The sequence below is a fragment of the Streptomyces violaceorubidus genome (assembly GCF_000717995.1).
Lineage (GTDB): Bacteria > Actinomycetota > Actinomycetes > Streptomycetales > Streptomycetaceae > Streptomyces > Streptomyces violaceorubidus.
In genome coordinates, this window is the sequence record NZ_JODM01000001.1 from 550,664 (window position 1) to 577,328 (window position 26,665).

Consider the following 26,665-nt stretch of genomic DNA (forward strand, 5'->3'; position numbering starts at 1 on the left):
GGGCGAGGTCCACCCCGCAGCTCTCCCACCGCCCGGCGCCGCCCGGTACGCCGACCGCCCGGCACCGGTGGGCTGTTCAGCCGCCCTCAGTACTCCTGCTCACGGCGCGCTCCACGATCGCCTCCAACTGCTCGTGGTGCGCGCCCCGCCAGTAGGCGCGGCCGCACACGGTGCACTGGGCGAAGACGTCGTACGACCGCTGCGTGCCGTCCTTGAGCTGCTCCGCCACCTCCTCCTTGCCGGCCGCCCTGAGCAGCCCGTTGCAGGCGGTGCACCGCGTCCAGGGGTGCAGGGCGGGCCGGAACCGGTCCAGGAACTCCTGGAGCTGTTCGTCGGGGCGGGTGCTGTACACGTAGGCGCCGGCCCACAGTTCGCGGCGGCGCAGCAGTCCGCGGTCGCGGCTGAGCAGGACCCGCTTCTCGGCCGCCGACAGCGCGGCGAGCGCCGGATCGCCGAGGTCCGTCGACTCGTACGCCGTGTCCACGCCGAGCAGCCGCAGTCGGCGGGCGAGGGTGCCGAGGTGCACGTCGAGCAGGAACCGCAGGGGAGCGCCGGGGACCCGCTGGGGGTGCTGGACGGGCCGTACGCGCACCGACTCGCCGCCCGCCGGGACGTGTCCGGGCGGCACCTCGCGGCCGTCGACGAGCAGGGTGCCGACCTCGGTCAGCGGCACGCCGAGGGACTCGACGAGGTGGCCGAGGGTGGAGACGCCGTCGGTGGCCGTGCGGGCGGCGCCGGTGGGGCGGGCGCGCGGGACGAAAAGGTGCAGCTCGGGGGCGAACTCGACGTGGATCTCGGGACCGTTCACCCGGTCAGAATGCCACGGGGGCCGGGACCGGGTCCCGGCCTTTTCGCGACCTCGAGGGCGTCCGCGGCCGGGCCTGCAAGGTCGAGGACGACCCTCGGGAACGGCTAGTACGCGACCAGCGAGATGCCCACGTAGTGCGCGATGAAGGCGGCCAGCGTGAAGGAGTGGAAGACCTCGTGGAAGCCGAACCAGCGGGGCGAGGGGTTGGGGCGCTTGAGGCCGTAGATCACGCCGCCCGCGCTGTAGAGCAGGCCGCCGACGATCACCAGGACGAGGACGGCGATGCCGCCGGCCCGCATGAACTCGGGCAGGTAGAAGACCGCCGCCCAGCCCATGGCGAGGTAGCAGGGGGTGTAGAGCCAGCGCGGGGCGCCGACCCAGAAGACGCGGAAGACGATGCCCGCCGCGGCGGCCGCCCAGATGCCCCACAGCAGCCACTCGCCCTGGGCGCCGGGCAGCAGCAGCATCGTGAGCGGGGTGTAGGTGCCCGCGATGATCAGGAAGATGTTGGCGTGGTCGAGGCGGCGCAGGACGCCGTCCATGCGCGGGCTCCAGTTGCCCCGGTGGTAGAGGGCGCTGACGCCGAACAGCAGGCAGGCCGTCAGGACGTAGACACCGCAGGCTATGCGGCCCTCGGGCGTCTCGGCGAGGGCGGTGAGCACCAGACCGGCGACCAGGACGGCGGGGAACATGCCGAGGTGCAGCCAACCGCGCAGCTTCGGCTTGACCGGATGCGGGAGGGAGAGCGCTACGGGTCCGCGGCCGTCGGCCGGCAGGTCCCTGGGCGCGTCGGGGACGGACGCAGTCATGGGCGCATCGTACCTACGGTTCCGTAAGTTACGTATCAGTACGGGCGTATGCCGCAGGGCGAGTGGCCATCGTCTCACGAGAATTCGGGCGGCGCACTCCCGGTCCGGGGACGTGGCGATCCTCACGCCGCTCAGGTGTGACGCCCTCTGGACAGATGGGCGCTCGCGTCGGATGATCAAATGAGTGCGGTCGACACCGGATGAGCGCCCACGAGGTCAACGTCACGCATCCGGGTCGCAGCCCCCACGGGGCCTCCAACAAAAAACCCCTCATTTAGGAGCAATCGTGGCGCGCGACATCGCGGCTCCCTCCGTCCCCACCCAGCACCAGGAACTGATCTCGTGGGTGAACGAGATCGCCGAACTGACCCAGCCGGACGCAGTGGTCTGGTGCGACGGATCCGAGGCCGAGTACGAGCGACTGTGCGGGGAGCTCGTCGACAAGGGCACCTTCCGCAAACTGGACCCGATCAAGCGCCCCAACTCCTACTACGCGGCCTCCGACCCCTCCGACGTCGCCCGCGTCGAGGACCGGACCTTCATCTGCTCCGCGAAGGAGGAGGACGCCGGCCCGACCAACCACTGGAAGGACCCCGCCGAGATGCGGGAGATCTTCACCGGTGAGCAGGGCCTGTTCCGCGGTGCGATGCGCGGCCGGACCATGTACGTCGTGCCCTTCTGCATGGGCCCCCTCGGCTCCCCGCTCTCCGCGCTCGGCGTCGAGATCACCGACTCCGCGTACGTCGCGGCCTCCATGCGCACCATGACCCGCATGGGACAGCCGGTCCTGGACGAGCTGGGCGAGGAGGGCTTCTTCGTCAAGGCCGTGCACTCCGTCGGAGCCCCGCTCGAGCCGGGCCAGGAGGACGTCCCCTGGCCCTGCAGCAGCACCAAGTACATCTCGCACTTCCCCGAGGACCGCGAGATCTGGTCCTACGGCTCCGGCTACGGCGGCAACGCCCTGCTCGGCAAGAAGTGCTACGCCCTGCGCATCGCCTCGGTCATGGCCCGCGACGAGGGCTGGCTCGCCGAGCACATGCTGGTGCTGAAGCTGACCCCGCCCACCGGGGAGCCCAAGTACGTCGCCGCCGCCTTCCCCTCGGCCTGCGGCAAGACCAACCTCGCCATGCTGGAGCCCACGATCTCCGGCTGGACCGTGGAGACCATCGGCGACGACATCGCCTGGATGCGCTTCGGCGAGGACGGCCGCCTCTACGCCATCAACCCCGAGGCCGGTTTCTTCGGCGTCGCGCCCGGCACCGGTGAGCACACCAACGCCAACGCCATGAAGACCCTGTGGGGCAACTCGGTCTTCACCAACGTCGCCCTCACCGACGACGGCGACGTGTGGTGGGAGGGCATGACCGAGGAGACCCCGGCCCACCTGACCGACTGGAAGGGCAACGACTGGACGCCCGAGTCCGGCACGCCCGCCGCGCACCCCAACGCCCGCTTCACCACACCCGCCGCGCAGTGCCCGATCATCGCGCCGGAGTGGGAGGACCCCAAGGGCGTGCCGATCTCGGCGATCCTCTTCGGCGGGCGCCGCGCCACCGCCGTACCGCTGGTCACCGAGTCCTTCGACTGGAACCACGGCGTCTTCCTCGGCGCCAACGTGGCCTCCGAGAAGACCGCCGCCGCCGAGGGCAAGGTCGGCGAGCTGCGCCGCGACCCCTTCGCCATGCTGCCGTTCTGCGGCTACAACATGGGCGACTACATGGGGCACTGGATCGACGTGGCCAAGGACAAGGACCAGTCCAAGCTGCCCAAGATCTACTACGTCAACTGGTTCCGCAAGGACGACGAGGGCCGGTTCGTCTGGCCCGGCTTCGGCGAGAACGGCCGCGTCCTGAAGTGGATCGTGGAGCGCCTGGAGGGCAGGGCGGACGGCGTCGAGACCCCGATCGGCGTGCTGCCGACCAAGGAGTCCCTGGACACCGACGGCCTGGATCTGCCCGACTCCGATCTGGAGTTCCTGCTCAGCGTGGACAAGGAGGTCTGGCGCGAGGAGGCGGCACTCGTCCCCGAGCACCTGAACACCTTCGGCGACCACACGCCCGCCGAGCTGTGGGACCAGTACCGGGCGCTGGTGCGGCGCCTGGGCTGAGCACCGTCACCCTCCAGCTCCGTGGCCGGTCCGACTAGCCCTGACCCGCGAAGTCGTCACGAAGGCCGGTCACGAGGGGGTCTCCCCGCGCTCCCGTAGCTCATCGCAATTGCGGAGCGCGGAGAAGCCCCGCTCGGGCCGGGTCCCCGCACAACGGCGTGCGACGGACCCGGCCCTTCGACGTGTCCGGGCGGCCCGCCGGCGCGGCCACTCAAGTGCGCCGGTACCCGCGGGCATGCGCCGCTTCCCGCGGGTACCCGAGGGGAGCGGAACCGCGGAGAACAGGAGAGGAAGGAGGGACCCGCCATGGCAGACGGTGGTGATTTCTACTCGCGCGACCGGCCGCGGGACCCCGACCCGCAGCTGGCGGAGGACCGCCCGCGCGGCGGTGGCCCGGAGGATCCGCACAGCCGCGGCAACTGGCCCGTGTGGGCGATCGTCCTCGCGGTCATCCTGGTCTTCGTCGTCCTGACGGTGATCTTCGGCTGACCGGCCGGACGGTGGGGTGTGTGGCGCCCGGTCCGCGCGTCGCTGCGGGTGCGCGCGGACCGGGGCCGTACCGGGGCCCGGGTGGGCTCAGCTCGCCGCGAACTCGCGCGGGTCCAGGGCCGCGGAGTGGGCGTCCATGCGCTCGGCGGCCAGGATCGCGACCGCCGTGTCGGCGCGGGAGGCCGCGACCACCAGGGCGCGGGCAGCCAGGGTGTGCGCCCGCCGGTGCAGGGCCGCCGGACGCGGCTCCGGGCGGGTGGCGGCCACCTGGAGGCGGACCGGGGCCTGACCTCCGCGCAGCCGGGTCATCTGCCCGGCGAGCCGGTCGGCGGCGGCGTCCAGGTCCGCGTCGGGTGCCAGCGCGCGCAGCTCGTCCGTGACCGCGAGCAGCGCCGCGAGATGGCCCGCGAGCTGGATGTCCAGCTCCTCGTCCCGGGACCGGTGGGGGAAGTCCGTGGTGCCGTCGGCCATCGTGCTGTGGACCGACTTACTGCGGATCGGCTCGTACATGGGATGGCCTCCTGAGCGGTCAGGAAACCATCCTACATTGGATTCGATCTAAAGTTGACGGAGTTCGTGGCACGGCTCGGAACCGGCCGCGGCTCAGGGCTGGCCGTACCCGTCCAGGAAGCGCCCGATCCGGTCCACCGCCTCGCGCAGGTCCGCGGCCGTCGGCAGGGTCACCACCCGGAAGTGGTCGGGCTCCGGCCAGTTGAACCCGGTGCCCTGGACGACCATGATCTTCTCCTGGCGCAGCAGGTCCAGGACCATCCGCCGGTCGTCCTTGATCTTGAAGACCTTGGGGTCGAGCCGCGGGAAGAGGTACAGCGCGCCCTTCGGCTTCACGCAGGTCACGCCGGGAATGCTGGTCAAAGCCTCATGGGCGGCGTCCCGCTGCTCGCGCAGCCGGCCGCCGGGCAGCACCAGCTCGTTGATGGTCTGCCGTCCGCTGAGCGCCGCGACCACGCCGTGCTGGCCGGGCATGTTCGCGCACAACCGCATGTTCGCCAGGATCGTCAGGCCCTCGATGTAGGACTCGGCGTGCGCGCGCGGCCCCGAGATCGACATCCAGCCGACCCGGTAGCCGGCCACCCGGTACGCCTTCGACATGCCGTTGAAGGTGAGGGTGAGCAGGTCGGGGGCGATCGCGGCGGTCGGGGTGTGGGTGGCCTCGTCGTAGAGGATCTTGTCGTAGATCTCGTCGGAGCAGACCAGCAGGTTGTGCCGGCGGGCGATGTCCGTCAGCCCGCGCAGCATCGCGTCGTCGTAGACCGCGCCCGTCGGGTTGTTCGGGTTGATGATCACGAGCGCCTTGGTGCGGTCGGTGATCTTCCGCTCCACGTCCGCGAGGTCGGGCATCCAGTCGGACTGCTCGTCGCAGCGGTAGTGCACCGCCGTGCCGCCGGACAGCGAGACGGCGGCCGTCCACAGGGGGTAGTCGGGTGCCGGGACCAGCACCTCGTCGCCGTCGTCCAGCAGGCCCTGCATCGCCATCACGATCAGCTCGGAGACGCCGTTGCCGATGAAGACGTGCTCGACGTCCGTCTCGATGCCGAGGGTCTGGTTGTGCATGACGACCGCCCGGCGCGCCGCCAGCAGGCCCTTCGCGTCGCCGTAGCCGTGTGCCGTGGAGACGTTGCGGAGGATGTCCTCCAGGATCTCCGGCGGGCACTCGAAGCCGAAGGCGGCCGGGTTGCCCGTGTTCAGCTTCAGGATGCGGTGCCCGGCCGCCTCCAGCCGCATCGCCTCCTCGAGCACCGGGCCCCGGATCTCGTAACAGACGTTGGCGAGCTTGGTCGACTGGATCACCTGCATGTCCGCGAGCTTACGACCCGGTTGCGTCCTGTGGGCGGTGTTGTCCGCCACGCGAGACCCCGCGGTTTGCCCGGATATCGTCCCCGGTGCCCGCGGAAGCCGCCCCGGGGCCTCGGCGAGCGGGTAGTTTGGCGCGCCGGGAGGGGAGGGGACACCGTGGACTTCTCACTGCTCAACGACGAGCCCGTCACCGAGCCCGGCGCCGATCTGCTGGGCACCGGCCGGGCCGCCGGCGAGCTGGCCCGGCTGCTGCACGACTCGCGCGCCGCGACCCCGTTCACGCTCGCCGTGGACGCCGGGTGGGGCATGGGCAAGAGCACGCTGATGCGGCTGGTCCAGGCCGAGCTGGAACAGCGCCGGGACGTCGAGACCGTCTGGTACAACGCCTGGACTTCCTTGGGGGCGGACGCGCTGGAGGGGCTCATCAAGTCCGTCCTGATGCGCTTCGACCGGCGCTTTTTGCGGCGCGCCGTGCAGCGGGTGTCCGAGCGCGGCACGCTGGTCAACGCCGTGGGGGCCACGCTGACCGTGCTCGGCGCGCCCTTCGGGGCGGCCCATCTCGTCGACCGGTTCTGGACCGCGATGTCCGTCGACGCCTCCGCCCGCAACGCCATGCGGGACGCGCTGCGGGACCTGGCCACCGAGTGGGCCGAGTCCGCCGAGCACGAGCCCCGGAGACTCCTGGTGGTCTTCCTCGACGACCTCGACCGCTGCTCCGAGGAGACCGTGCTCGCGGTCTGCGAGGCCGTGAAGGTCTACCTGGACGTACCCGGCCTCGCCTTCGTCATCGGCTGCGACCGCTCCGCCCTCGGCCCCTCGGGCCTGTTGCGGGACCTCGGGCCGGCCGGTTCGGCGTTCATGGAGAAGGTCTTCCAGACCAGCTACCGGCTGCCGGTGCCCGCCGACGCCGGGGTCGAGGCCTACGTCCGGCACTGCGCCGAACGCTCCGGGCTCAGGGAACTGCTGGACGACGATCTGGTGCGGCTGATCGCCGACCGCTCCGCCCGCAACCCGCGCCGGATCAAACGCCTGATCAACGGCTTCGGACTGGAGTGCGCACTCAACCCGGTGTGGGCCCGCTTCCCGCCGGAGGCGGTGCTCAGGACCCTGCTGCTCCAGCACCTGTACGGCGACTTCTACCGGATCCTCGTCGCGGGCGACGGCCTGTACGCACACGCGGCCCGCGAGTTCCTCGACTACCGGGTGGCCCGGCGGGTGCTCAGCCAGTGGGCGCCCCCGGACCCGGAGGCATGGCGCACCACGACGGCCTCGGTGACCGGCCACGGCCTCGCGGCACCGAGGCCCGACGCGCCGGACGACTGGGCGGCGGTGCTCGCGCGGCTGGAGGAGGAACTGCCCACGGTGTACCCGGCACTCGCCCGCGACCTGGGCTTCGTCCACCTCGTCGAGGAGTGGATGCGGCTGGACCAGGTGGACGAACTGGTCACCCAGTTGCAGAGGGGCGGTGCGGTGTCCGTGTCCCCGCGCGGCGGACCCGGCCCGGACGACGAGGACGCGGGCGGCGCCCGCCCGGGGCGGGAGTACGCGGGCATCCGGGTCCTGTGGGTGGACGACCACCCGCACAACAACACGGACTACGTGCGCTACCTGACCCGGCGGGGCGCCGACGTGGTGCAGGCCGAGAACGGGCACACCGCCGAGCGGGTGCTCACCACCCTCCCCGTCGACGTGCTGGTCTCCGACGTCGCCCGCGGCACCGGCCGCGAGGTCGGCTTCACCGACCTCGCCCGCTGGCGGGCGGCCGGCACCTACGACGGACCCGCCGTCTTCTTCTCCGGCCGCGTCACACCCGCCCGGGAGCAGCGGTGCCGCGAACTGGACGCCCGCATCGCGGACGGCGGCACGGAGCTGCTGCGGTACGTCGACGCGGCGGTCGCGGACGTCCGGCGGAACCGGGCCTGAATCGGCCGCTCCGCCCGGGGCGCCCGGGGCCGGGCCGGTGTGCCGCGCGGTGCGTCACCGCGCGGTGCGGCGCACCGACCGCCCCGCCAGGACGTCCGTGCGCCGTCCGTCCTCCATCACGAAACGTCCGTCGACCAGCACGTACGGGATGCCCGTCGGCAGCACCCTCGGGTCCTCGTAGGTGCTGCCCGCCGCGACCGTCGCGGGGTCGAAGAGCACCAGGTCGGCCCGGTAGCCCTCGCGGACCAGGCCCCGGTCCGGCAGCCGCAGCCGGGCCGCCGGGCGCGAGGTGAGGTGGGCGACGCACTCCTCCAGCGGGAGCACGCCCAGCTCGCGCACGTAGTGGCCCAGGTAGTGCGGGAAGGTGCCGTAGGCGCGCGGATGCGGCTTGGCGCCCTGGAGGATGCCGTCCGAGCCGCCGGTGTGGACCCGGTGCCGCATGATCGCGCGGACGTTCTCCTCGTGCCCGACGTGCTGGAGGATGGTCGGCGCCAGCCGGTCGGCCAGCAGCAGGTGCCGGGCGACGGTCCAGGGGCTCTCGCCGCGCAGCCGCGCCGACTCCAGCACCGTACGGCCGACGTACTCGAAGAGCGCCGGGTCGCCCGTGCCGGAGATCTCGACCGTGTCCCACTCCATGGGCACGCCGTGGCAGCCGTCGGAGCCGATCTCCTCGACGTGGTGGCGGATGCGCTCCGCGGTGTCCTCGTCCGCCAGCCGCTCCATGATCCGTTCCGGGCCGCCCTCGCTCGCCCAGCTCGGCAGCAGCGCCACGAGGGTGGTGCAGCCGGGGGTGTACGGGTAGGTGTCGAGCGTGATGTCGGCGCCGCCGGCCAGCGCCTCGTCGAGCAGGGTCAGCAGCTCGGGCGCCCTGCCCTTGTTCACGCCGAAGTTCATGGTGGCGTGCGCCAGGTGCAGCGGGCAGCCCGCCTCCCGGGTCAGCTCCACCATCTCCTCGTACGCCTTGAGGGCCCCGGCCCCGTACGAGCGGTGGTGCGGGCAGTAGTAGCCGCCGTACGACGCCACCACCCGGCACAGCTCGGTCAGCTCGGCGTCCTTGGCGTACATGCCGGGCGTGTACGTCAGCCCGGACGACATGCCGACCGCGCCCTGCTCCAGGCCCTCGGCGACCAGCCGCCGCATGTGCTCCAGCTCCGCCCCGGTCGCCTCCCGGTCGTCCCAGCCGACGGCGAGGGCGCGCACGGTGCCCTGCGGGATCAGGTAGGCGGCGTTGACCGCGATGCCCCCGTCCAGCCGGTCCAGGTACTCGCCGACCGACCGCCAGTCGAAGTCGATGTCGTCGCCCGAGCCGTTCCACCCGGCGATCGCGCGGCGCACCTCGCCGAGGGTGCGGTCGTCGACCGGGGCGTAGGACAGGCCGTCCTGGCCGACGACCTCCAGGGTGACGCCCTGGGCGGCCTTGGCGCTGTGGTCGGGGTCCCGCAGCAGCGCCAGGTCGCTGTGGGCGTGCATGTCGATGAAGCCGGGGGAGAGGACCAGGCCCTCGGCGTCCAGCTCGCGGCGCGCCTCGGGACGCTGGCAGCCGGCCGCCGCCGCCTCCTTGACGATCGAGACGATCCGGCCGCCGTCGACCACGACGTCGGCGCGGTAGGAGTCGGCGCCCGAGCCGTCCACGACGTCGGCGTCCCTGATGACCAGCTCTTCCATGTCCCGCTCCCTCAGAAGAACGTGCGGATGTAGTCGACGACCGTCCCGTCCGCCTCGGCGAGGGGGATGAGCTGCCACTTGTCGAAGGAGGTGCACGGGTGGGACAGGCCCGTCCCGAGCCAGTCGCCGACCTCCAGGTCCGCCTCCCCGGTGGTGCGCACCCAGGCGTGCTGGTCGGACAGGCCGGTCACCTCGACGCCGGTGGCGGGGCGCTCCACGCCGTCGCGGCGCACCACCTGGGCGAAGGGCAGGTGCAGGTCGTAGGCCGCGTCCCGCTTGCCCGCGTTGGTGAACGCCTGCTCGGGAGAGGGGCGGGAGACGACCTGGCTCCACAGCCGGAAGGCGGGCTCCAGGGCGCCCTCCTCGGGGACCCGGTTGAAGGGGGTCAGCTCGCGGTAGTGGCCGTCGTCGTGGGAGACGTACGCGCCCGAGCGCAGCAGCTTCAGCACGGGCCGGGACAGGCCGGGCACCTCGGCGAACACATCGGCCACCGCGTCGAACCAGGCGCTGCCGCCCGCGCTCAGCACGATCTCCTCCACCGCATCGAACCGCCCCGCCTTGTCGAAGTCGACGGCGAGCGCGACCAGCCGCCGCAGCCAGGCGTGCACGCGCTCCGGATCGGCCTCCGGCACCTCGCCCTCGTACCCGGCGACCCCGGTCAGCCGCAGCGTCCGCGCCCCGGCCACCGCGTCGGCGACCGCCGCGCACCCGGTCTCGGTGCGTACACCGGTGCGGGCGCCCTCACCGGCGCCCAGCTCGACCACGACGTCCAGCGGGCGGACGGCACCCGCGTCCGTCAGGGCCGCGTCCATCAGCTCGACGCCCCGCACCGAGTCGACGTAGCAGACGAAGCGGAAGTCCGGGTCGGCGTCCAGCTCGGCGGATATCCAGCGCAGTGCGGCGGCGTCCACCAGCTCGTTGGCCAGGAAGACCCGCCCGATGCCGAAGGCCCGCGCCACCCGTACCTGGTGCGGCACGGCGAGGGTGATGCCCCAGGCGCCGTGCTCGATCTGGCGGTGGAAGAGCTGCGGGGCCATGGAGGTCTTGCCGTGCGGCGCGAAGGCGAGGCCGTGCCGGGCGGAGTACGTCTCCATCAGCTTCAGGTTGTGCTCCAGGCGCTCGGCGGAGAGCGCGAGCACGGGGGTGGTGAAGCCGTCGGTGAAGAGGTTGCGGCGCTGTCCGGCCAGCTCGGCGACGGTCAGGCCGTACGCGTCCGGCGGGAGGCCCTTGAAGCGGTGGTCGACGTGCTCCTCGGCCAGCCTGGCGAGAGCGTCGCGGCCGGTGACGGGGCCGGAGTCGAGGGCCATGGAGCCTCCCTGATCTGATGCGTTGCAATATCTGCAACGACCATTGCGTATATCGCTTACTGCTGTCTAACATCTCGGCGAACGCGCGGTCAACGGAGCCGCCGCCCACGAGACGCGACGAGGAGCCCCCACCATCGTGACCGCCACCGGACGGATCAGCACCGCCCCCGACGTCGTGGACGTCGTAGCACTCGGCGAGTCCATGGTCACCTTCCTGCCCTCCCGCCCCGGACGCCTCGCCGACGTCCCCTCCTTCGACCGCGCCATCGGCGGCGCCGAGTCCAACGTGGCCTGCGTGCTCGCCGCCGCCGGACACTCCGCCCGCTGGGTCGGCCGGGTCGGCGCCGACGGCTTCGGCGACCACCTCGTCGAGGCGATCGGCTCCTACGGCGTCGACGTCAGCGCCGTGCGCCGCGACCCCGACCGTCCGACCGGCATCTACTTCCGCACCGCCGGGGACCGTGCCACCGACGCCCACGAGGTGGCGTACTACCGGGCGGGCTCGGCCGCCTCGGCGATGTCCGTGGACACCATGGACCTCGACGCGATCCGCTCCGGCCGCGTCCTGCACCTGTCCGGCATCACCCCCGCGCTCTCCGCCGACTGCCTCGGCCTGATGCGCGAGCTGACCGCCCGCCGCCCCGGCCGGCCCCTCGTCTCCTTCGACGTCAACCACCGCCCCGGCCTGTGGCGCGACGCCGTTCACGGCCACGGCCCCGAGGTGCTCCTCGAACTGGCCCGCGGCGCCGACCTGGTCTTCGTCGGCGACGACGAGGCCTGGGACCTCGGCGGCCCCGAGGCCGTGCGCGCCGCGCTGCCCGAGCCGGAGCTGCTCGTCGTCAAGCAGGGCGCGCGCGGCGCCACCGCCTTCCACGGCACCGACGTCACCTCCGTGCCCGCCCTGCACGTCGACATCGTCGCCGCCGTCGGCGCGGGCGACGCCTTCGCGGCCGGCTTCCTCTCCGCCACCCTGCGCGGCCTGCCCGTGCGCGAGCGCCTGCGCCACGGCCACCTCATGGCCGCCGCCGCCCTCACCGTCCCCGGCGACCTCGCCACACCCCCCGCCCGCGATCACGCGGACCGCCTGGCCGCCCTCGACGACGCGGCGTGGGGGAGACTGCGACTCGGCCCCGGCTGGACACAGGACGTCCCGGGGGCCGAGGAGGAGGGACGTACGCCATGAGCCAGACCGTCGACCGCGCGCTCAGCATCCTGCCGCTGCTCGCCGAGGGCCCCGCCGACCTGGGCGGGGTCGCCGAGCGCCTGGGCGTGCACAAGTCCACGGCCCTGCGCCTGCTGCGCACCCTCCACGAACACGGCTTGGTCTACCGCCAGTCCGACCAGCGCTACCGCCTCGGCGCCCGGCTCATATCCCTGGCCCAGGAAGCGATGGAGAACCTCGACGTCCGCGAGATCGCCCACCCCCACCTCGTACGCCTCAACGAACAGGTCGGACACACCGTCCACCTCGCCGTCCACGAGGAGGACGAGGTCCTCTACATCGACAAGGTCGAGAGCCGCTACCCGGTGCGCATGTACTCGCGGATCGGCAAGCCCGTCGCCATCACCGTCGCGGCCGTCGCCAAGCTGCTCCTCGCCGACCTCCCCGAGAACGAGCGCCGGTCCGTGGCCGAGCAGCTCGACTACCCCATGTACACGGCCCGTTCGACGCCGAACGCCGACGGGTTCCTGAAGGAACTCGCCAAGGTGCGCGAACAGGGCTGGGCCACCGACCTCGGTGGCCACGAGGAGTCCATCAACTGCGTCGCCGCACCCATCCGGGGCGCCGACGGCCGGGTGGTCGCCGCCATGTCGGTCTCCGCGCCGAACGTGGTCGTCACCGCGGAGGAACTCCTCACCCTGCTCCCGCTGGTCCGCCGTACTGCCGACGCCATCAGCGGCGAGTACTCCGGCAGGACCCCAGTCAAGGAAGTCACCGCATGACCGACAAGATCGCCCTCGTCCCCGCGACCCACACCGTCCCCCCGGCGAAGTTCTCCCACGGGGTCAGGAAGGGCAACATCCTCCAGGTCGCCGGCCAGGTCGGCTTCCTCCCCCACGAGGAGGGCAAGGCACCCACCCCGGCCGGCCCGACCCTGCGCGAGCAGACCCTCCAGACCCTCGCCAACGTCAAGGCGATCCTGGAGGAGGGCGACGCCTCCTGGGACGACGTGATGATGATCCGCGTCTACCTCACGGACGTCGGCCACTTCGCCGAGATGAACGAGATCTACAACCAGTACTTCGAGGAACAGGGCCTCACCCAGCCGCCCGCCGCGCGCACGACCGTGTACGTCGGCCTGCCCGCCGGCCTCCTCATCGAGATCGACGCGCTCGCCGTCCTCGGCTGACCGTCGCGCCTCCCCGCCTGTCTGACCGTCTGTCTGCGAACGGCACGGCGTTCCCCACCCCCGGGGGCGCCGTGCCGCGCTCCACCCTGCCCGAAAGCTCCATGTACTTATCCAGAGGACCCCCGAATGTCCTATGCGTCCCTCCAGTTCGCCGCCGCCTCCGAGACCCCACCGCACACCGGCGGTCTGCTCACCCTGATCGACGGCACGGCCGGCCTGCTGACCGTCGCCGCCATCGGCATCGCGCTCCTGCTCTTCCTCATCATCAAGGTGCGGCTCCAGCCCTTCGTCGCGCTGCTCGCCGTCTCCATAGCCGTCGGCCTGCTCGCCGGACTGTCGGTCACCGAACTCTTCGGCACGGTCCAGAAGTCGGACGCCGTCTCGACCATCGAGTCCGGCATGGGAGGCATCCTCGGCCACGTCGCCATCATCATCGGCCTGGGCACCATGCTCGGCGCGATCCTCGAAGTCAGCGGCGGCGCCCAGGTGCTGGCCTCACGGCTCCTCGGCCTCTTCGGGGAGAAGCGCGCCCCGCTCGCCATGGGCCTCACCGGCCTGATCTTCGGCATCCCGGTCTTCTTCGACGTGGGCATCTTCGTCCTCGCGCCCATCGTCTACGCCGCCGCCAAGCGGTCCGGCAAGTCGATCCTGCTCTACTGCCTGCCGCTGCTGGCCGGCCTGTCCATGACCCACGCCTTCCTGCCGCCGCACCCCGGCCCGGTGGCCGCCGCCGGACTGCTGAACGTCAAGCTCGGCTGGATCATCCTCATGGGCATCGTCTGCGGCATCCCCGCCGTCCTCGCCGCCTGGGTGTTCTCCGCCTGGATCGGCCGCCGCATCTTCGTGCCCGTGCCGCAGGACATGGTCGAGGCGGCCGAGGAGGCCAAGCAGGCCGTCGTCGAGGAGCAGCGCAGGGCCGGCGTCGCGCCGACCGAGACCCCGGTCGCGCTCGGCACCGTCCTCGGCATCATCGGCACCCCGCTCGTCCTGATCCTCGCCGCGACCTTCTCCTCCATCGCCCTGGACCCCTCCACCCTCCGCTCGGTGATCGAGTTCTTCGGCAACCCGTTCGTCGCCCTGACCATCGCCCTGCTCCTCGCCTACTACCTGCTCGGCATCCGGCGCGGCTGGTCCCGCAAGTCCCTGGAGACCGTCTCGACGGCCTCGCTGAAGCCGGTCGGCAACATCCTGCTGGTGGTCGGCGCGGGCGGGGTCTTCGGCGCCGTCCTCAAGGCCAGCGGCGTCGCCCAGGCCCTCTCCGACACCTTCAACGACGTCGGCCTGCCGGTGATCGTCCTCGCCTACCTGATCTCCGTGGTGCTGCGGGTCGCCCAGGGCTCGGCGACGGTGGCCATCGTGACGACGGCGGGCATCGTGGCGCCGCTGCTCGCCGAGGGCGACCACTCGCAGGCGTTCGTGGCCCTGGTCATCATGGCCATCTCGGCCGGCTCCATCTTCGCCTCGCACGTCAACGACGGCGGTTTCTGGATGGTCGCCAAGTACTTCGGCATCAGCGAGCGGGACACGCTCAAGACCTGGACCGTGCTGGAGAGCGTGCTGTCGGTCGCCGGGTTCGTGGTGGCGGCGGTCGTCAGCCTGTTCGTGTAGGCGTCTGATAACGAAGTCGGGGCTGGCTGTGCCCGGCACAGGATCGTCCACCATACTGCCCGCGTGGAGCAGCGCAGAGGATCGACGAGCCAGCCCCTGGAAGGCGCCGGATTCGACCCGGCATTCATCCCCGGGCTCACCGCACCCGTGTCCGGCGAGCCGGAGGACGTGAGAGGCGACAAGGCGGAGGCGGGGAAGGACACCGACGCGGAGACCGAGGAGTCGTCGCAGTCCCCGGCCGCCGGCGAACCGTCCGCCGAGGACGCCTCGGACGCCTCGGACACGTCGGACGCCTCGGACGCCGAGGAACCGGACGACGAGGCCCCCGTGGACGGCCCGGTCTTCGAGGCCTCCGACCGCCGCGCCAAGATCGTCGCCGACCACAAGGGCGTCCGTCTCTCCCTCGACGACCAGAGCTGCGACTTCCGCTGGGACGAGGTCGGGGCCGTCGAGACGGAGACCGGCCGCTTCGGCAAGCGGTTCACCGTCACGGTGCACACGCCGGACCGCCGTTGGTACCCGATCGAGATCGAGGCCACGTCCCGGAGCCGCTTCGCCGAGTGGGAGGCGGCTCTGGACGAGGTCCTGGACGCGTACTTCGAGGACGGAGAGACGCAGCCCGCGGCCGAGACGGAGACGGAGGCCGAGACAAAAGCCGAAGCCGACGACGTTTCGAAGGACGCGAAGGACGCCGAGGACGCCACCGCCCGCGCGGAGTAAGCGCATCGGGTGAAGATCCGCGCACGCCCTCTTGCCGCCCCGGCGGCCATGGGATTTCTTGACCCCCATGGCGGACACCACGGGCAACACCACACCGGCAGGCGTATCGGGCGGTGCCGACTCGGCGCCCCGCAAGTCCAGTTGGCGCTCTATCGGTCCCGGGATCGTCGTGGCGGCCACCGGCGTCGGCGCCGGCGATCTCGTGGCCACCCTCATCGCGGGCAGCAACTTCGGCTACACCCTGCTGTGGGCGGCGGTCATCGGCTGCCTGGTGAAGATCTCCCTCGCCGAGGCGTGCGGCCGCTGGCACCTGGCCACCGGCCGCACCCTCTTCGACGGCTGGGCGAGCATCGGCTCCTGGACCACGTGGTTCTTCGCGGTCTACGCCGTGATCTGGGGCTTCGTCTACGGCGCCGCGGCGATGTCGTCCAGTGCCCTCCCCCTCCAGGCGCTCTTCCCGGACGTGATGGGCCTCGAATGGTGGGGCATCGCCTGCGGCCTGGTGGGCCTGGTCTTCGTCTGGTTCAACAAGTACAGCGTCTTCGAGAAGGTCATGACCGTCCTGGTGGGCGTCATGTTCGTGGTGACGGTGTACCTCGCGATCCGCGTCACGCCCCACCTGGGCGACGCCTTCGCCGGACTCCTCCCGGTCCTCCCGGACGAGAAGGACTCGGTCCTCAACACCCTGGGCCTGATCGGCGGCGTGGGCGGCACCATCACGCTGGCCGCGTACGGCTACTGGGTCAACGCCAAGGGCTGGACCGACACCGGCTGGATGAAGGTCATGCGCCTGGACAACCGGGTCGCCTACGCCACCACCGGCGTCTTCGTCGTCGCGATGCTCTTCGTCGGCGCCGAACTGCTCCACTCGGCGAACATCGCGATCGCGAGCGGCGACAAGGGCCTGATCCAGCTCGGCGACGTCCTGGAGCGGGAGTACGGCACCGCGACCGGGAAGCTCTTCCTGATCGGCTTCTTCGCCACCAGCTTCACCTCGCTGATCGGGGTCTGGCACGGCGTGAGCCTGATGTTCGCCGACTTCCTGGCCCGCCGGCGCGGTGAACGGGAGGCGCGGGGCGACGAGTTGGCCTCGGGCCGCCGCGAGCGCTCCTGGGCCTTCCGCGCCTACCTGCTGTGGCTCACCTTCCCGCCCATCGTCCTGCTCTTCCAGGACGAGCCCTTTCGCCTGATCATCATCTACGGCGTCCTGGGCGCCGCCTTCATGCCCTTCCTCGCCCTCACCCTGATGTGGCTCCTCAACTCCTCCCGCACGCCCCGCGAATGGCGCAACGGCAGCCTCAGCAACGGCATGCTCACCGTGGCCGGGCTGCTGTTCCTGGTCCTGTGCGTGAAGCAGATCTGGGACCAGCCGTGGTCGGAGTTCTTCTGAGCGCGCCTGCCCCTACGGGCACGCTGCCATGTCCCGAAGGCTGCTCTTCCCGTCCTTCCCGGGGGTCGGCGGGTCGTATAGGTCTGACGCTGGAGAACTCTGGCCACCCGGGCCAGGCACTGGCGTCCCTCGGAGGGAACAGCATGCGAGGACACGACCGGCAGTCCGACCAGGAGCTCACGGGCCGGCGCGGTGCTGGGGACCGGGGCCCGGTCGTGCGGACGGACCAGGCCGCGTCGACGACGGGCCAGTCGTGGTCGGCGGGCGACCTCTCGACCCTTGCGATGTCGGACCTCCAGAACTCGGCGGGGAACGCGGCCGTCGCGGCGTCCTTGGCGGGGCGGCGTCAGCAGCACGGGTCGCAGCCGCCGGTGCAGCGGATGTTCCAGAAGATGAAGAACGCGGTGGGCGGAAACCGCTCGGCTGCGCCCCAGCAGGTGAACGTGCGCGTGGGTGACGAAGACGTGCCCATGACGCGCCAGGGCGGGTTCTACGTCTTCCGCACGCCCCAGGGCGGCAGGGGGTACATCCACCACATCGCCGTCACCGACGGGGTGCTGAACGACGACCTCACGGGGCACGTCATGAGGTACCGCATGGGTGGGCTCGCCCTGTACCGGGGGATCCCCCGGTGGCACCCGACCTGGCACGGCGTCAACGGCGCCGGGATGATGAACCCGTTCGGCCAGGGCGAGCTCCCCGACTTCGACACCCGGGCCACGTCGTTCATCCCGTTCAGCCCGTCCGAGGGAGTCGCCCGCATGGCCGCCGTCGCCACGACGGGGATGGACGAGCGCGACCGTCTCGAGTACGTGCAGGGCTACACACGAAGCAACGGGAACTTCTTCATCGGCCTGGTCGCCACGGTCGTGGCCGGGCCCAACGTCGACGTCGGCTTCTTCAACGGAAGCGAGATCCAGCTCCGCGGCCCGGTGAACAACTTCGGTACGGACTACATCCGGATGAGCACCGACGTGCAGGAGGCCCTGGGCGGCTCCCGGGGGAACCCGCCCGAGCCGATCAGCGAGAACCGTCCCCCGACCCCGGACGACGATCAGAAGAAGGCGTTCGCGGACAAGTACGGCGGCCTGCTGCCCTGAGCGGTCCGACGGAGCCGCCCGGTCACGGCGCTACCGCAACGCGTCCCACTGCTCGGCGAGCGCGAGCTTGCGCAGCTGCTCCATGCCCAGCGCGGGGGCGTCGCGGGTGGCGTCCTCGTTCTGGTCGCCGGTGTTGAAGGCGCTGATCACCACGCGGAGGCCCGCCGGGCCGGGGCGCAGGGTGTCCACGGTCCACATCACCACGCCGGCACCGGCCTTCTCACCGGGCTCCTGCCGGGTGACGACGCGCGTGCCGTCGGGCAGGATCTCCCCGCCCGCGTACAACGGCCCGGCCCCGTCGCCCATGCCGTACTGGACGTTGATCTGGACGAGGCTGCGCCCCCGCCCGTCGTCCACGACGACGTAGGCGTACTCGGACTCCTGGCCGCCGCGCGCGACGACGTCCAGCTTCCCGGGGAGCAGCGTGGTGAGCGTGTCGCCGATCGCGTTCCCGGACACCGTGGGCCGCGCCGGGCGGGGCGCGGCCGACCGCGACGGCTTCGGCCTCTCGGGGATGGCGTCGACCACCTCGCGCCACACCCCGGCGGTGACGAGCGTCCGGAGCCGCTGCGTGGACAGCGGAGGCTCCTCACGACTGACCGGTGCGCCCTTCTGGGCGGGGGAGTTCCACTCGGAGACGCTCACGTGCTGCCCCTCGGTGGTGACGAGGTCCGCGGTCCAGAGCTTGGTGTCCACGCGCAGGTCCGGGTACTCGTAGCCCTGGTACAGCCTGAGCATCGAGCCGTCGGGAAGCCGGTCGACGGTGCAGTGGTCGTAGGGCCTGACGTCGTGGTCGGGACACGCCGTCATCTCCCGCACCCGGGCACTTCCCCACACCACCCGGCCGAAGCCGATGGCGATCGCGGCCGCCCCGGCCCCGTCGTCGTGCACGAGGCTCGCGGTCGGGCCCAGCCGGTCGTCCGAGCCCCGCGCCGACTCCTCGCGGTACGTCCCCGGGGGAAGCAGGGCCTTGAGTTCGCGCAGCAGGTCGTCGCCGGTGACGGCGGTCGCGGCGGCGGTCGCGGTGCCGGAGGAGGCGGCGGTGGACCGGGCGGGGCCGGCCGGGTCGTTTGACGGGAGGACCAGCATCCCGCCCACGCCGGCCAGGGCGACCCCGGCCACCGTGCCCACCAAGGCCGTCCGGCGCCGCAGCAGGGCCCGCCGTCCCCGGGACCTCCCGGCGGTGGCGAGGGCCGTCCGATCGGTCCGGAAGTCGTCACCGGCCTCGCGCAGGGCGGCGGACAGACGGTCCTCGAAGGGGTCGGGACGATCGGTTTCGAGCATGGCGAACCACCCTTTCCACAAAGTGAGTCGAGACGAGCTGTTGAGAGCTTCGGACCGGCGGCAGCGGGGCCCGGACAGTGAGGGCCTAGGGTCTGGCGTACTCCGAGAGGTCCTCGCCCAGCAGGTCCCGCAGCCGGCCGAGCGCCCGCGAGCACCGGGTGCGCACCGCCGCCGAACTGACGCCGAGCACCTCGGCGGTCTGCTCGATCGAACGGTCGTCCCAGTACCGCAGGACGACGACGGCCCGGTCCTTGGCGGGCAGCCGCGCGAGCGCGTCCAGCAGCGTCAGCCGCAGGGACGCGTCCCCGTCACCGGCGCCGGGCAGGTCGGGGAACACGTCGGTCGCCCGTTCCCCGCTGCTGCGCCGCCGCTGGTGGGCGAGGAAGGCACGGGTGAGCACGGTCTGCGCGTAGGCGGCCGGGTTCTCGGCCCGACAGACCCGTCCCCACCGCACGTAGAGCCGTCCGAAGGTCTCCTGCACGAGGTCCTCGGCCAGATGCGTGTCCCCGGCGGTGAGCAGGCACGCGGACCGGTACAGGTGCCCGGCCCGCGCCACCGCGAACTCGGCGTACTCGTCCGTCCGTCTCTGCCGCGCTGTCCCCATGTGCCGCCCCCCGATGTCCGCCGCCTCCACCTCATTGATGCGGTGGACCCCGGGAAATGTTTCATACGGACTTCGCCGCAGGTGACCGGCTCTTCCCGCGTTGACGTCGGGATCACGCGGGGTCCCTCGCCGTACGCGGTACGGGTGAATGGGCTCGCGGTTCAGTTCGGGGCGGGCGGCGGGTCTTCTACGTTCGGTGAGGACGACTCCTGGGCGTCGAGGAGGGCTCTCGGGAGCAGGACCGGCGAAAGGCGCACCTGATGTCCGGGTGGGGTGGCGCGGTGGCGCGGACGGTGACCTTCGGTCCGTCCGTCGGATGCTGCCTGCTGGCGGTGTCGCTGGCGCTGCGCGCGCGGTGGGCCGGCGGGCGGGTGCGCACCCGACTGCTGCTGCTGGCGGGTTCGGCGGTGGCAGGGGGCGCGTACCGGCTGCTGGCCGAGGCGCTGTCGGCGCACCCGGCGGACGCCGGGCAGGACCAGCGACCGCTGCTGGGACCGGTGGTGGCCGTCGGGGCGCCGCTCGCGGTCGGCCTGGCGGCGGCCGGACTGGTGGTCGCCGCAGACGCCGGAGCCGGCCGGCCCGTGCTGGTGCGCAGGGTGCTCGACGGGGTCGTCGCGGCGGGAGCCCTGTTCATGGCGGGGTGGGTCCTGCTCAGCGGGGCCGGAGGTGGCTGGCGGCTGGGGGAGGGGATGGTGGGGCTCCTGTGGGCCGCCGAGCTGGTCTTCCTCAGCTTCCTGCTGGCCTTGTGCCGCCTGGTGCGCACCGACCGGAGAGCCACCGTGTGGGCGGGGGTCGTCGGGCTGTTGCTGATGCTGCTCGGCGACACCGTGCAGCTGTGGACGGCCGGCCCGCACCGACTGGGCGCGGAGGCCGCGCAGTTGGCCGTCGGGTGCAAGACCGCGGGCCTGCTGGTGATCGCCGTCGGGCCGTGGCTGCCCGGCGGGGCCAGTGTCCTGGGCACGGGCCGGCCGACGCTGCGGTGGGGGATGGAGGGGGCCGCGGCGTTTGTGCCCCTGACGGTCTGCACGGTCATGGCGCTGGGGCACGTGCTGTCCCCCACCGCCCGTGACCCGGTGCCGCTGCTGCTGGGCGGGACGGTGCTGCTGAGTCTCTGGGTGCGCCACAAGTTCCTGCCGGGCGAGACCCGGGAGTCGGGCGGCTGAGCCCCGTGCGCCCGCCCCTCCCACCGCCGCCGCGGCGGGAGGGGCGGGCGGGCACGAGGCCCGGGGCCCGGCTACGGCAGCGCGTGCACGTGTGCCCCCACCGCGTTCGACCAGCCGTTGCCCGCCGTGGCGTCCCAGTTGGTGGACCAGGTCATCGCGCCCCGCAGGTCGGGGTACGTCCGCGAGGGCTTGAAGGAGCCGCAGTTGGTCGCCTTGGTGAGGCAGTCCAGGGCGGCGTTGACCACCGACGGGGAGACGTAGCCGCCGCCCGCCGCGCGGGTGGAGGCCGGCAGGCCGAGGCCCACCTGGGACGGGGCGAGGCCGCCCTCCAGCTGGATGCAGGCCAGGGCGGTGAGGAAGTCGACCGTGCCCTGGGCGTACACCTTGCCGTCGCAGCCCAGCATGGTGCCGCTGTTGTAGTACTGCATGTTGACGACCGTGAGGATGTCCTTCACGTTCAGCGCCGTCTGGAAGTAGCCGCCCTGCGTCGACTGCATGTCGATCGTCTGCGGGGCCATCGTGAGGATCATGTCCGGGCCCGCCTTCGCCGACAGGGCGCGCAGGGCCTGGCTCATGTAGGTCGGGTTGATCCCGTTCTCCAGGTCGATGTCGACGCCGTCGAAGCCGTACTCCTGCATGAGGGAGTGGACGGAGTTCGCGAAGTTCGTCGCGGAGGCGGAGCTGTTCACCGAGACGGTGCCCTTCTCGCCGCCCACCGAGATGATGACCTTCTTGCCCGCGGCCTGCTTGGCGCGCACGTCCGCCTTGAACCGGTCGACGGTGTAGCCGCCCAGCCCGGCCGAGTCGAGGTTGAAGGTCACGGCGCCCGGCGTCGTGGTCGCGTCGGCGAAGGCCACCGCGATGATGTCGTACGCGGACGGCACGTCGGAGATCTTCTGGACCGTCGCCCCGTTGTTGAAGTTCTGCCAGTAGCCGGTCACCGCGTGCTTGGGCAGGTCGCCGCCGCTGCCGCCGTCGTCCGGTGCCGCGGTGCGGGCCGTGACCGCCGCCGACTTGGCGGACTCACCGACCGCGTTCGTCGCCGTGACCTGGAAGGAGTACGAGGTCGAGGCCGCCAGGCCGGTCACCGTCGCCGACGTGCCGGTCACCGCGGTCACCTTGGTGCCGTCGCGGTAGACGTTGTACCCGGTGGCGCCCGACACCGTGCTCCAGGCGAGCGAGGCGGAGTCCGGCGTCGTACCGGAGACGCTCAGGCCGGCCGGGGCGGACGGGACCGTGGGGTCGGGGTTCCCGTCGTCGCCGCCACCGCCGTCGGGGCCGAAGACCGACAGGTCGTCGGCGTAGTACGCCGCCTGCCCGTACCAGCCGTGCGTGTACACCGTCACGGAGGTGGTCGAGGAGCCGGTGCTGAAGGTGGTTTTGAGCTGCTTCCAGGAGGCCGAGTCCGGGGTCCAGGTCGACACGTCCGTCGTACCCGTGCCCGTCACGCCCAGGTAGGCGTAGCCGCCCTGCACCCAGGCGCTGAGCGTGTACGTCGAGTTGGGCTTCACCGCGACGCTCTGCGAGCAGCGCGCGTTGTCCTGACCCGCCGGGGTGGCCTTCAGCGCGGCGGAGCCCGCGTGTGCCGGGGAGGCGACGGTGGTGCCGCTGTTCGCCGAGCAGGTCCAGTTGCTCAGCCCGGACTCGAAACCGGCGTTCTTGGCGTTGTTGACATCGGCGGCCGAGGCCGGTCCGACGGCCGTGAACGCGAGGGCCAGCGCGGCGGTGACGGCGCCCGTCAGGGAGCCGAGACGTCTTCCGCGCCGTCTGCGTACGGGGTCCACTGCTGCCTCCGGTGGGGTGGGGCGGGATGGGGGACGGTGGCCACCGCTGACGTACAAGGTGGTCCAGACCAATTGAAGGTGTCAAGAGGTAGGTACGGACCAGGTTCGCGGTCGGGCCGCGACGCTCGGCCCGCCCTCGAAAATGCTCAACCTGCCCCGTTTTGGCGCAGCTTGTGCAACGCGAGTTGTTCCACAGCTGCCAAAACGCTGTTCTCCGGTCACAGACGCGTGGATACAGTGCTCAGGTAGTCACGCAGTGAAGTCATCCGGGTGTGCCGGAGCAACACCGGCGGACCGACGGGCAGGGGAGACGGGGAGCCGCGCGTGCCAACTGCCATTGCCGTGACCAGTGCCGACATGGCACTGCCGCCGCAGGACGAACGGACGCTGCCCGCGGCCGTGCTCCAGGACGTCGACCGGCGCCCCCTGGAACAGGTGCTGGCCGAGCTCCAGACACTGGTCGACCAGCACGGACACCTGATCGTGGTGTGCTCCCGGGCCGTCCCGGCGAGCGTGGAACGGCGCCTGCACACCGTCCGCGCCCTCCTGGAGACCGACCGCATCGCCCTGTTCCGGCCGCCCCTGCCACCGCTCGGCATCGCCGTACTCGCCCGCCAGTTGCGCCAGCTGGCCTCCTGCGACCTCAGCCCCGGCGTCCTCGCCTCCGCCGGCCGGCTGCTCACCCACTACATCCACGCCGGCGCCCTGCTCGGCTCCGTCACCCGGCTCGACCACGTCCCCGTGGACCTGAAGGCGCACGCCAGGTCCTGGGTGCCCGGCAGCCAGTTCGGCGTCGTCGCCCACCCCGTGCCGCAACTGGTGAGGATCGGCCCCGAAGCCGCCCTCGCGGGGCCCGAGTTCGGCACCTGGCTGCTGGTCGCCAAGGGCCAGCTCGCCCCCGACTGGGTCACCGGCACCCTGGCCCCGTCCTGGCACGTGCAGGGGCTGCGCGAGACGGCGCTGCCCGCGGAGTCCCCGCACTGGTGGGGGACGGGACGGCTGACCGAGTTCTGCGCGTACCTCCCCGACCTCTCGGTCCTCTACCAACTCGTCACCTCCGTACGGCGAAGCGTCTGCCACTGGTGCGGCATCGACGTCATCGGCGACCGCTGCGTGTTCTGCTCCGCGACACCACCGGTCCACGACGACGACGGCGGCGGAACCGGCCACGGGCACGGCCCCGGCCGGGACCGGGCGCCGGGCCACGGCCGCGACCCCGCCCTCGGGCGCCCCCGTGAGAGACGGGCCCTGACTGGGTAGGCCCGTAGCGCCCCGTCCGTCCCGCCCGCCCCCAGTCCGTCCGCCCGCCCGGACGTCAGACCCCCCAATGAGGTTGCACGGCCCATGAACTCCCGTCAGCGCCGCGGCATCATCCTGCTCGTCCTCTCGGTCCTGTGCGCCCTCGGCGCCTTCGCCGGCGTGCTGTCCGTCGTCGACGACGTGAAGTCCAAGGTCGGCCCCGAGGTGACCGCGTACCGGCTGAAGAGCGACATCGAGCCCTACACGGAACTCGGCGCGGCGCAGTTCGAGAAGATCGAGATGCCCGAGCGCTGGCTGTCCGACAACGCCGTCACCGACCTGTCCCAGGTCCGCGGAAAGATAGCCGTGACCACCTTGAGGGCCGGGTCGCTGCTCCAGACCGACATGATCGTCGACACGCCCGCCCTGCGGCCGGGACAGCAGGAGGTCGCCATCATGATCGACGCGGCCACCGGCGTCGCCGGGAAGATCACCCCGGGCTCCACCGTCAACGTGTACGCCACCTTCGAGGGCGCGCGCGAGGGCGACCCCGACCAGTCGAAGATCATCGTGACCGGTGCCAAGGTCATCGACGTCGGCGAACTCACCTCGCTGGAGCCCGACGCGGACAGCCGCGACCGCGAACCCACCGACGCCGTCCCCATCACCTTCGCCCTGTCCACCATCGACGCCCAGCGCATCACCTACGCCGAGTCGTTCGCCCGGCGCGTCCGGCTCGCGCTGGTGGCCCCCGGCGGCGACACCACGGTCCCCGACAAGGACCGCACGTACGAACTCGCGAAGGACAAGTGAGGGCGCATGGCCACGAGGATCCTCCCGGCAGTCGGCGACCCGGACGCCGTACGGTCCCTCACCTCGCTGCTCAGCCAGCTCCCGGACGCCGAACCGGTCGCCCCGGTCGCCGACTCCACCCAGCTCGTCGACACCCTCGCCCGGCTCGCCGCCGAGTCGGTCGACGAACTGCCCGAGGTCGTGATCGTCCACGAGCGCGTCGGCCCGGTCCCGGCCCTGGAGCTGATCCGCGAGGTCGCCCTCCGCTTCCCGGCCGTCGGCGTCATCCTCGTCACCTCCGACCCGGGCCCCGGCCTCTTCCAGGCCGCCATGGACCACGGCGCCCGCGGCCTGGTCGCCCTCCCGCTCGGCTACGAGGAACTCGCCAGCCGCGTCCAGGCGGTGGCCCAGTGGTCGGTGGGGGTCCGCCGGCACCTCGGCGGCGCCGTCGACGTGTTCACCGGAGCCGGCGGCACCGTCGTCACCGTCAGCGGCGCCAAGGGCGGCGTGGGCGCCACCCTGACCGCCGTGCAACTCGCCCTGGCGGCACAGGCGTCCGGCCGGTCCACGGCACTGCTCGACATGGACCTGCAGACCGGCGACGTCGCCTCCTACCTGGACGTCCAGTTCCGCCGCTCCGTGGCCGACCTGGCCACCATCACCGACCTCTCCCCGCGCGTCCTGGCCGACGCCGTCTTCCGCCACGACAGCGGGCTGGCCCTGCTGCTCGCCCCCGGCGAGGGCGAACGCGGCGAGGAGGTCACCGACCGCGCCGCCCGCCAGATCGTCGCCGCCCTGCGCTCGCGGTACGAGGTCGTCGTCATCGACTGCGGCGCCCAGCTCGGCGGGGCCGGGGCGGCCGCCGTGGAGAGCGCCGACACGGCGCTCCTGGTCACCACCCCGGACGTGGTCGCCGTACGGGGCGCCAAGCGGGCGGTGCGGATGTGGGAGCGGCTGCAGATCCGCAAGGCCCAGGAGACCACCGTGGTCGTCAACCGGCACACGCGCGGTACGGAGATCCAGCCCCCGCTGATCCAGAGGATCACCGGCACGGCGATCGCCGCCACCACGATCCCGGCGAACTTCAAGGAACTCCAGGGCGCCGTGGACGCGGGCCGCGTGCACGAACTGGACGGCAGGAGCACCGTGAAGCAGGCCCTGTGGACCCTCGCGGGCGAACTGGGCCTGGCCGGTGTGCCCGAGGGCGGTCGCAGGGGCCACGGACACGGCCACGGACGCTTCCGGGGCGACCGGGGCGACCGGGGCGACCGGGGCTCGGCCGGTTTCCGGCGCCGGAAGGACGGTGCCGGATGAGCGGGTTACGCGGGCGGGGCCGTGCCCGGGACGGCGGCCAGGTCACCGTCGAGTTCCTCGGGATGACCCCGGTGATCATCGCGACGCTGGTGGTGCTGTGGCAGCTCGTGCTCGTGGGATACACGTACACGCTCGCGGGGAATGCTGCGGACGAGGCGGTACGGGCGGCGACGGCCGCCGAGCGCGGGGCGCGGCAGGGGGCCTGCCAGGAGGCGGGCCTGGACAAGCTGCCGGGCTCCTGGGAGGGAGGCGCCCGTGTGGACTGCGGCACCGCGGGCGGTTACGTCACCGCCGACGTCCGCATCGAGGTCCCCCTCCTCTTCCCCGGCACCCTCAGCGTCCCCTTCACCGTGCACGGACACGCGGGGGCCGTGGAAGAGGAGGACGACTGAG

At 72.1% G+C, this 26,665-nt stretch carries 24 protein-coding genes; 15 read left to right on the forward strand and 9 right to left on the reverse strand.

What is annotated here, in order from left to right; translation table 11 throughout:
• Positions 1–76: 76 nt before the first annotated feature.
• Together IE94_RS0102635 and trhA are read right to left on the reverse strand one after the other, a co-directional pair.
• Complete coding sequence (locus IE94_RS0102635) at positions 77–808, reverse strand: Mut7-C RNAse domain-containing protein (protein ID WP_030145707.1); 732 nt, start codon at positions 806–808, stop codon at positions 77–79.
• Between the two features lie 104 nt (positions 809–912).
• On the reverse strand, positions 913–1,617 hold the full coding sequence (gene trhA, locus IE94_RS0102640; protein ID WP_030145708.1) for a PAQR family membrane homeostasis protein TrhA: 705 nt from the start codon (positions 1,615–1,617) through the stop codon (positions 913–915).
• A 286-nt stretch (positions 1,618–1,903) separates the two neighbouring features.
• Between trhA and IE94_RS0102645 the strand changes: the two genes are divergently transcribed.
• Positions 1,904–3,724: a phosphoenolpyruvate carboxykinase (GTP) gene (locus IE94_RS0102645; protein ID WP_030145709.1), complete on the forward strand. Its 1,821-nt coding sequence runs from the start codon at positions 1,904–1,906 to the stop codon at positions 3,722–3,724.
• Positions 3,725–4,030: 306 nt separating this feature from the next.
• Positions 4,031–4,213 (forward strand): hypothetical protein, encoded by a 183-nt coding sequence (locus IE94_RS0102650; RefSeq protein WP_030145710.1) that lies wholly within the window; start codon positions 4,031–4,033, stop codon positions 4,211–4,213.
• An 87-nt stretch (positions 4,214–4,300) separates the two neighbouring features.
• On the opposite strand, the gene IE94_RS0102655 is transcribed toward IE94_RS0102650, so the two are convergent.
• Both IE94_RS0102655 and IE94_RS0102660 read right to left on the reverse strand, forming a co-directional pair.
• Positions 4,301–4,723 carry an SCO4983 family protein gene (locus IE94_RS0102655; RefSeq protein ID WP_030145711.1) on the reverse strand — a complete coding sequence of 141 codons (423 nt, stop codon included), beginning with the start codon at positions 4,721–4,723 and terminating at the stop codon, positions 4,301–4,303.
• A gap of 93 nt (positions 4,724–4,816) precedes the next feature.
• Positions 4,817–6,028 carry a pyridoxal phosphate-dependent aminotransferase gene (locus IE94_RS0102660; protein ID WP_030145712.1) on the reverse strand — a complete coding sequence of 404 codons (1,212 nt, stop codon included), beginning with the start codon at positions 6,026–6,028 and terminating at the stop codon, positions 4,817–4,819.
• A 156-nt stretch (positions 6,029–6,184) separates the two neighbouring features.
• Here IE94_RS0102660 and IE94_RS0102665 point away from each other — a divergent pair, with 156 nt between their 5' ends.
• Positions 6,185–7,951 carry a P-loop NTPase fold protein gene (locus IE94_RS0102665; protein ID WP_051777175.1) on the forward strand — a complete coding sequence of 589 codons (1,767 nt, stop codon included), beginning with the start codon at positions 6,185–6,187 and terminating at the stop codon, positions 7,949–7,951.
• 54 nt (positions 7,952–8,005) lie between these two features.
• On the opposite strand, the gene IE94_RS0102670 is transcribed toward IE94_RS0102665, so the two are convergent.
• Entirely contained in the window at positions 8,006–9,616 is a 1,611-nt protein-coding gene (locus IE94_RS0102670) for an N-acyl-D-amino-acid deacylase family protein (protein ID WP_030145714.1), read from the reverse strand.
• 11 nt (positions 9,617–9,627) lie between these two features.
• Positions 9,628–10,923, reverse strand: a complete 1,296-nt coding sequence (locus tag IE94_RS0102675) for an amino acid deaminase (protein WP_030145715.1) — start codon at positions 10,921–10,923, stop codon at positions 9,628–9,630.
• A 136-nt stretch (positions 10,924–11,059) separates the two neighbouring features.
• On the opposite strand from IE94_RS0102675, the gene IE94_RS0102680 reads away from it, so the two are divergent.
• From IE94_RS0102680 to IE94_RS0102710, 7 genes are all read left to right on the forward strand, one after another.
• Positions 11,060–12,106 (forward strand): sugar kinase, encoded by a 1,047-nt coding sequence (locus tag IE94_RS0102680; protein WP_030145716.1) that lies wholly within the window; start codon positions 11,060–11,062, stop codon positions 12,104–12,106.
• A complete protein-coding gene (locus tag IE94_RS0102685) occupies positions 12,103–12,867 on the forward strand; it encodes an IclR family transcriptional regulator (protein ID WP_030145717.1) in 765 nt (254 codons plus the stop codon). The genes IE94_RS0102680 and IE94_RS0102685 overlap by 4 nt, the downstream gene beginning before the upstream one ends.
• Entirely contained in the window at positions 12,864–13,274 is a 411-nt protein-coding gene (locus IE94_RS0102690) for a RidA family protein (protein ID WP_030145718.1), read from the forward strand. Before IE94_RS0102685 ends, IE94_RS0102690 begins: the two co-directional genes overlap by 4 nt.
• A 126-nt stretch (positions 13,275–13,400) precedes the next feature.
• Positions 13,401–14,882 carry a GntP family permease gene (locus IE94_RS0102695; RefSeq protein WP_030145719.1) on the forward strand — a complete coding sequence of 494 codons (1,482 nt, stop codon included), beginning with the start codon at positions 13,401–13,403 and terminating at the stop codon, positions 14,880–14,882.
• Between the two features lie 63 nt (positions 14,883–14,945).
• A complete protein-coding gene (locus IE94_RS0102700; RefSeq protein WP_030145720.1) occupies positions 14,946–15,602 on the forward strand; it encodes a hypothetical protein in 657 nt (218 codons plus the stop codon).
• A gap of 67 nt (positions 15,603–15,669) precedes the next feature.
• Positions 15,670–16,992: an Nramp family divalent metal transporter gene (locus tag IE94_RS0102705; protein ID WP_030145721.1), complete on the forward strand. Its 1,323-nt coding sequence runs from the start codon at positions 15,670–15,672 to the stop codon at positions 16,990–16,992.
• 143 nt (positions 16,993–17,135) lie between these two features.
• The gene (locus tag IE94_RS0102710) at positions 17,136–18,092 is read left to right on the forward strand and encodes a hypothetical protein (RefSeq protein WP_030145722.1); all 957 of its coding nucleotides are present in this window, start codon (positions 17,136–17,138) and stop codon (positions 18,090–18,092) included.
• A 30-nt stretch (positions 18,093–18,122) separates the two neighbouring features.
• Here the strand turns inward: IE94_RS0102710 and IE94_RS0102715 are convergent, their stop codons facing one another.
• Both IE94_RS0102715 and IE94_RS0102720 read right to left on the reverse strand, forming a co-directional pair.
• The gene (locus IE94_RS0102715) at positions 18,123–19,376 is read right to left on the reverse strand and encodes a hypothetical protein (protein WP_030145723.1); all 1,254 of its coding nucleotides are present in this window, start codon (positions 19,374–19,376) and stop codon (positions 18,123–18,125) included.
• A gap of 85 nt (positions 19,377–19,461) precedes the next feature.
• The gene (locus IE94_RS0102720; protein ID WP_030145724.1) at positions 19,462–19,980 is read right to left on the reverse strand and encodes a SigE family RNA polymerase sigma factor; all 519 of its coding nucleotides are present in this window, start codon (positions 19,978–19,980) and stop codon (positions 19,462–19,464) included.
• A gap of 260 nt (positions 19,981–20,240) precedes the next feature.
• Here IE94_RS0102720 and IE94_RS0102725 point away from each other — a divergent pair, with 260 nt between their 5' ends.
• On the forward strand, positions 20,241–21,143 hold the full coding sequence (locus tag IE94_RS0102725) for a hypothetical protein (RefSeq protein WP_245235154.1): 903 nt from the start codon (positions 20,241–20,243) through the stop codon (positions 21,141–21,143).
• A gap of 71 nt (positions 21,144–21,214) precedes the next feature.
• On the opposite strand, the gene IE94_RS0102730 is transcribed toward IE94_RS0102725, so the two are convergent.
• Positions 21,215–22,927, reverse strand: coding sequence for a chitinase (locus IE94_RS0102730; RefSeq protein ID WP_030145726.1), 1,713 nt, complete (start codon positions 22,925–22,927; stop codon positions 21,215–21,217).
• 357 nt (positions 22,928–23,284) lie between these two features.
• Between IE94_RS0102730 and IE94_RS0102735 the strand changes: the two genes are divergently transcribed.
• From IE94_RS0102735 to IE94_RS0102750, 4 genes are all read left to right on the forward strand, one after another.
• Positions 23,285–24,187 (forward strand): hypothetical protein, encoded by a 903-nt coding sequence (locus IE94_RS0102735; RefSeq protein ID WP_051777239.1) that lies wholly within the window; start codon positions 23,285–23,287, stop codon positions 24,185–24,187.
• Positions 24,188–24,271: 84 nt separating this feature from the next.
• Positions 24,272–24,979, forward strand: a complete 708-nt coding sequence (gene cpaB, locus IE94_RS0102740) for a Flp pilus assembly protein CpaB (RefSeq protein WP_030145728.1) — start codon at positions 24,272–24,274, stop codon at positions 24,977–24,979.
• Between the two features lie 6 nt (positions 24,980–24,985).
• On the forward strand, positions 24,986–26,272 hold the full coding sequence (locus tag IE94_RS0102745) for a CpaE/TadZ family protein (RefSeq protein WP_030145729.1): 1,287 nt from the start codon (positions 24,986–24,988) through the stop codon (positions 26,270–26,272).
• Positions 26,269–26,664 (forward strand): TadE/TadG family type IV pilus assembly protein, encoded by a 396-nt coding sequence (locus IE94_RS0102750; protein WP_030145730.1) that lies wholly within the window; start codon positions 26,269–26,271, stop codon positions 26,662–26,664. Before IE94_RS0102745 ends, IE94_RS0102750 begins: the two co-directional genes overlap by 4 nt.
• Position 26,665: the final 1 nt, after the last annotated feature.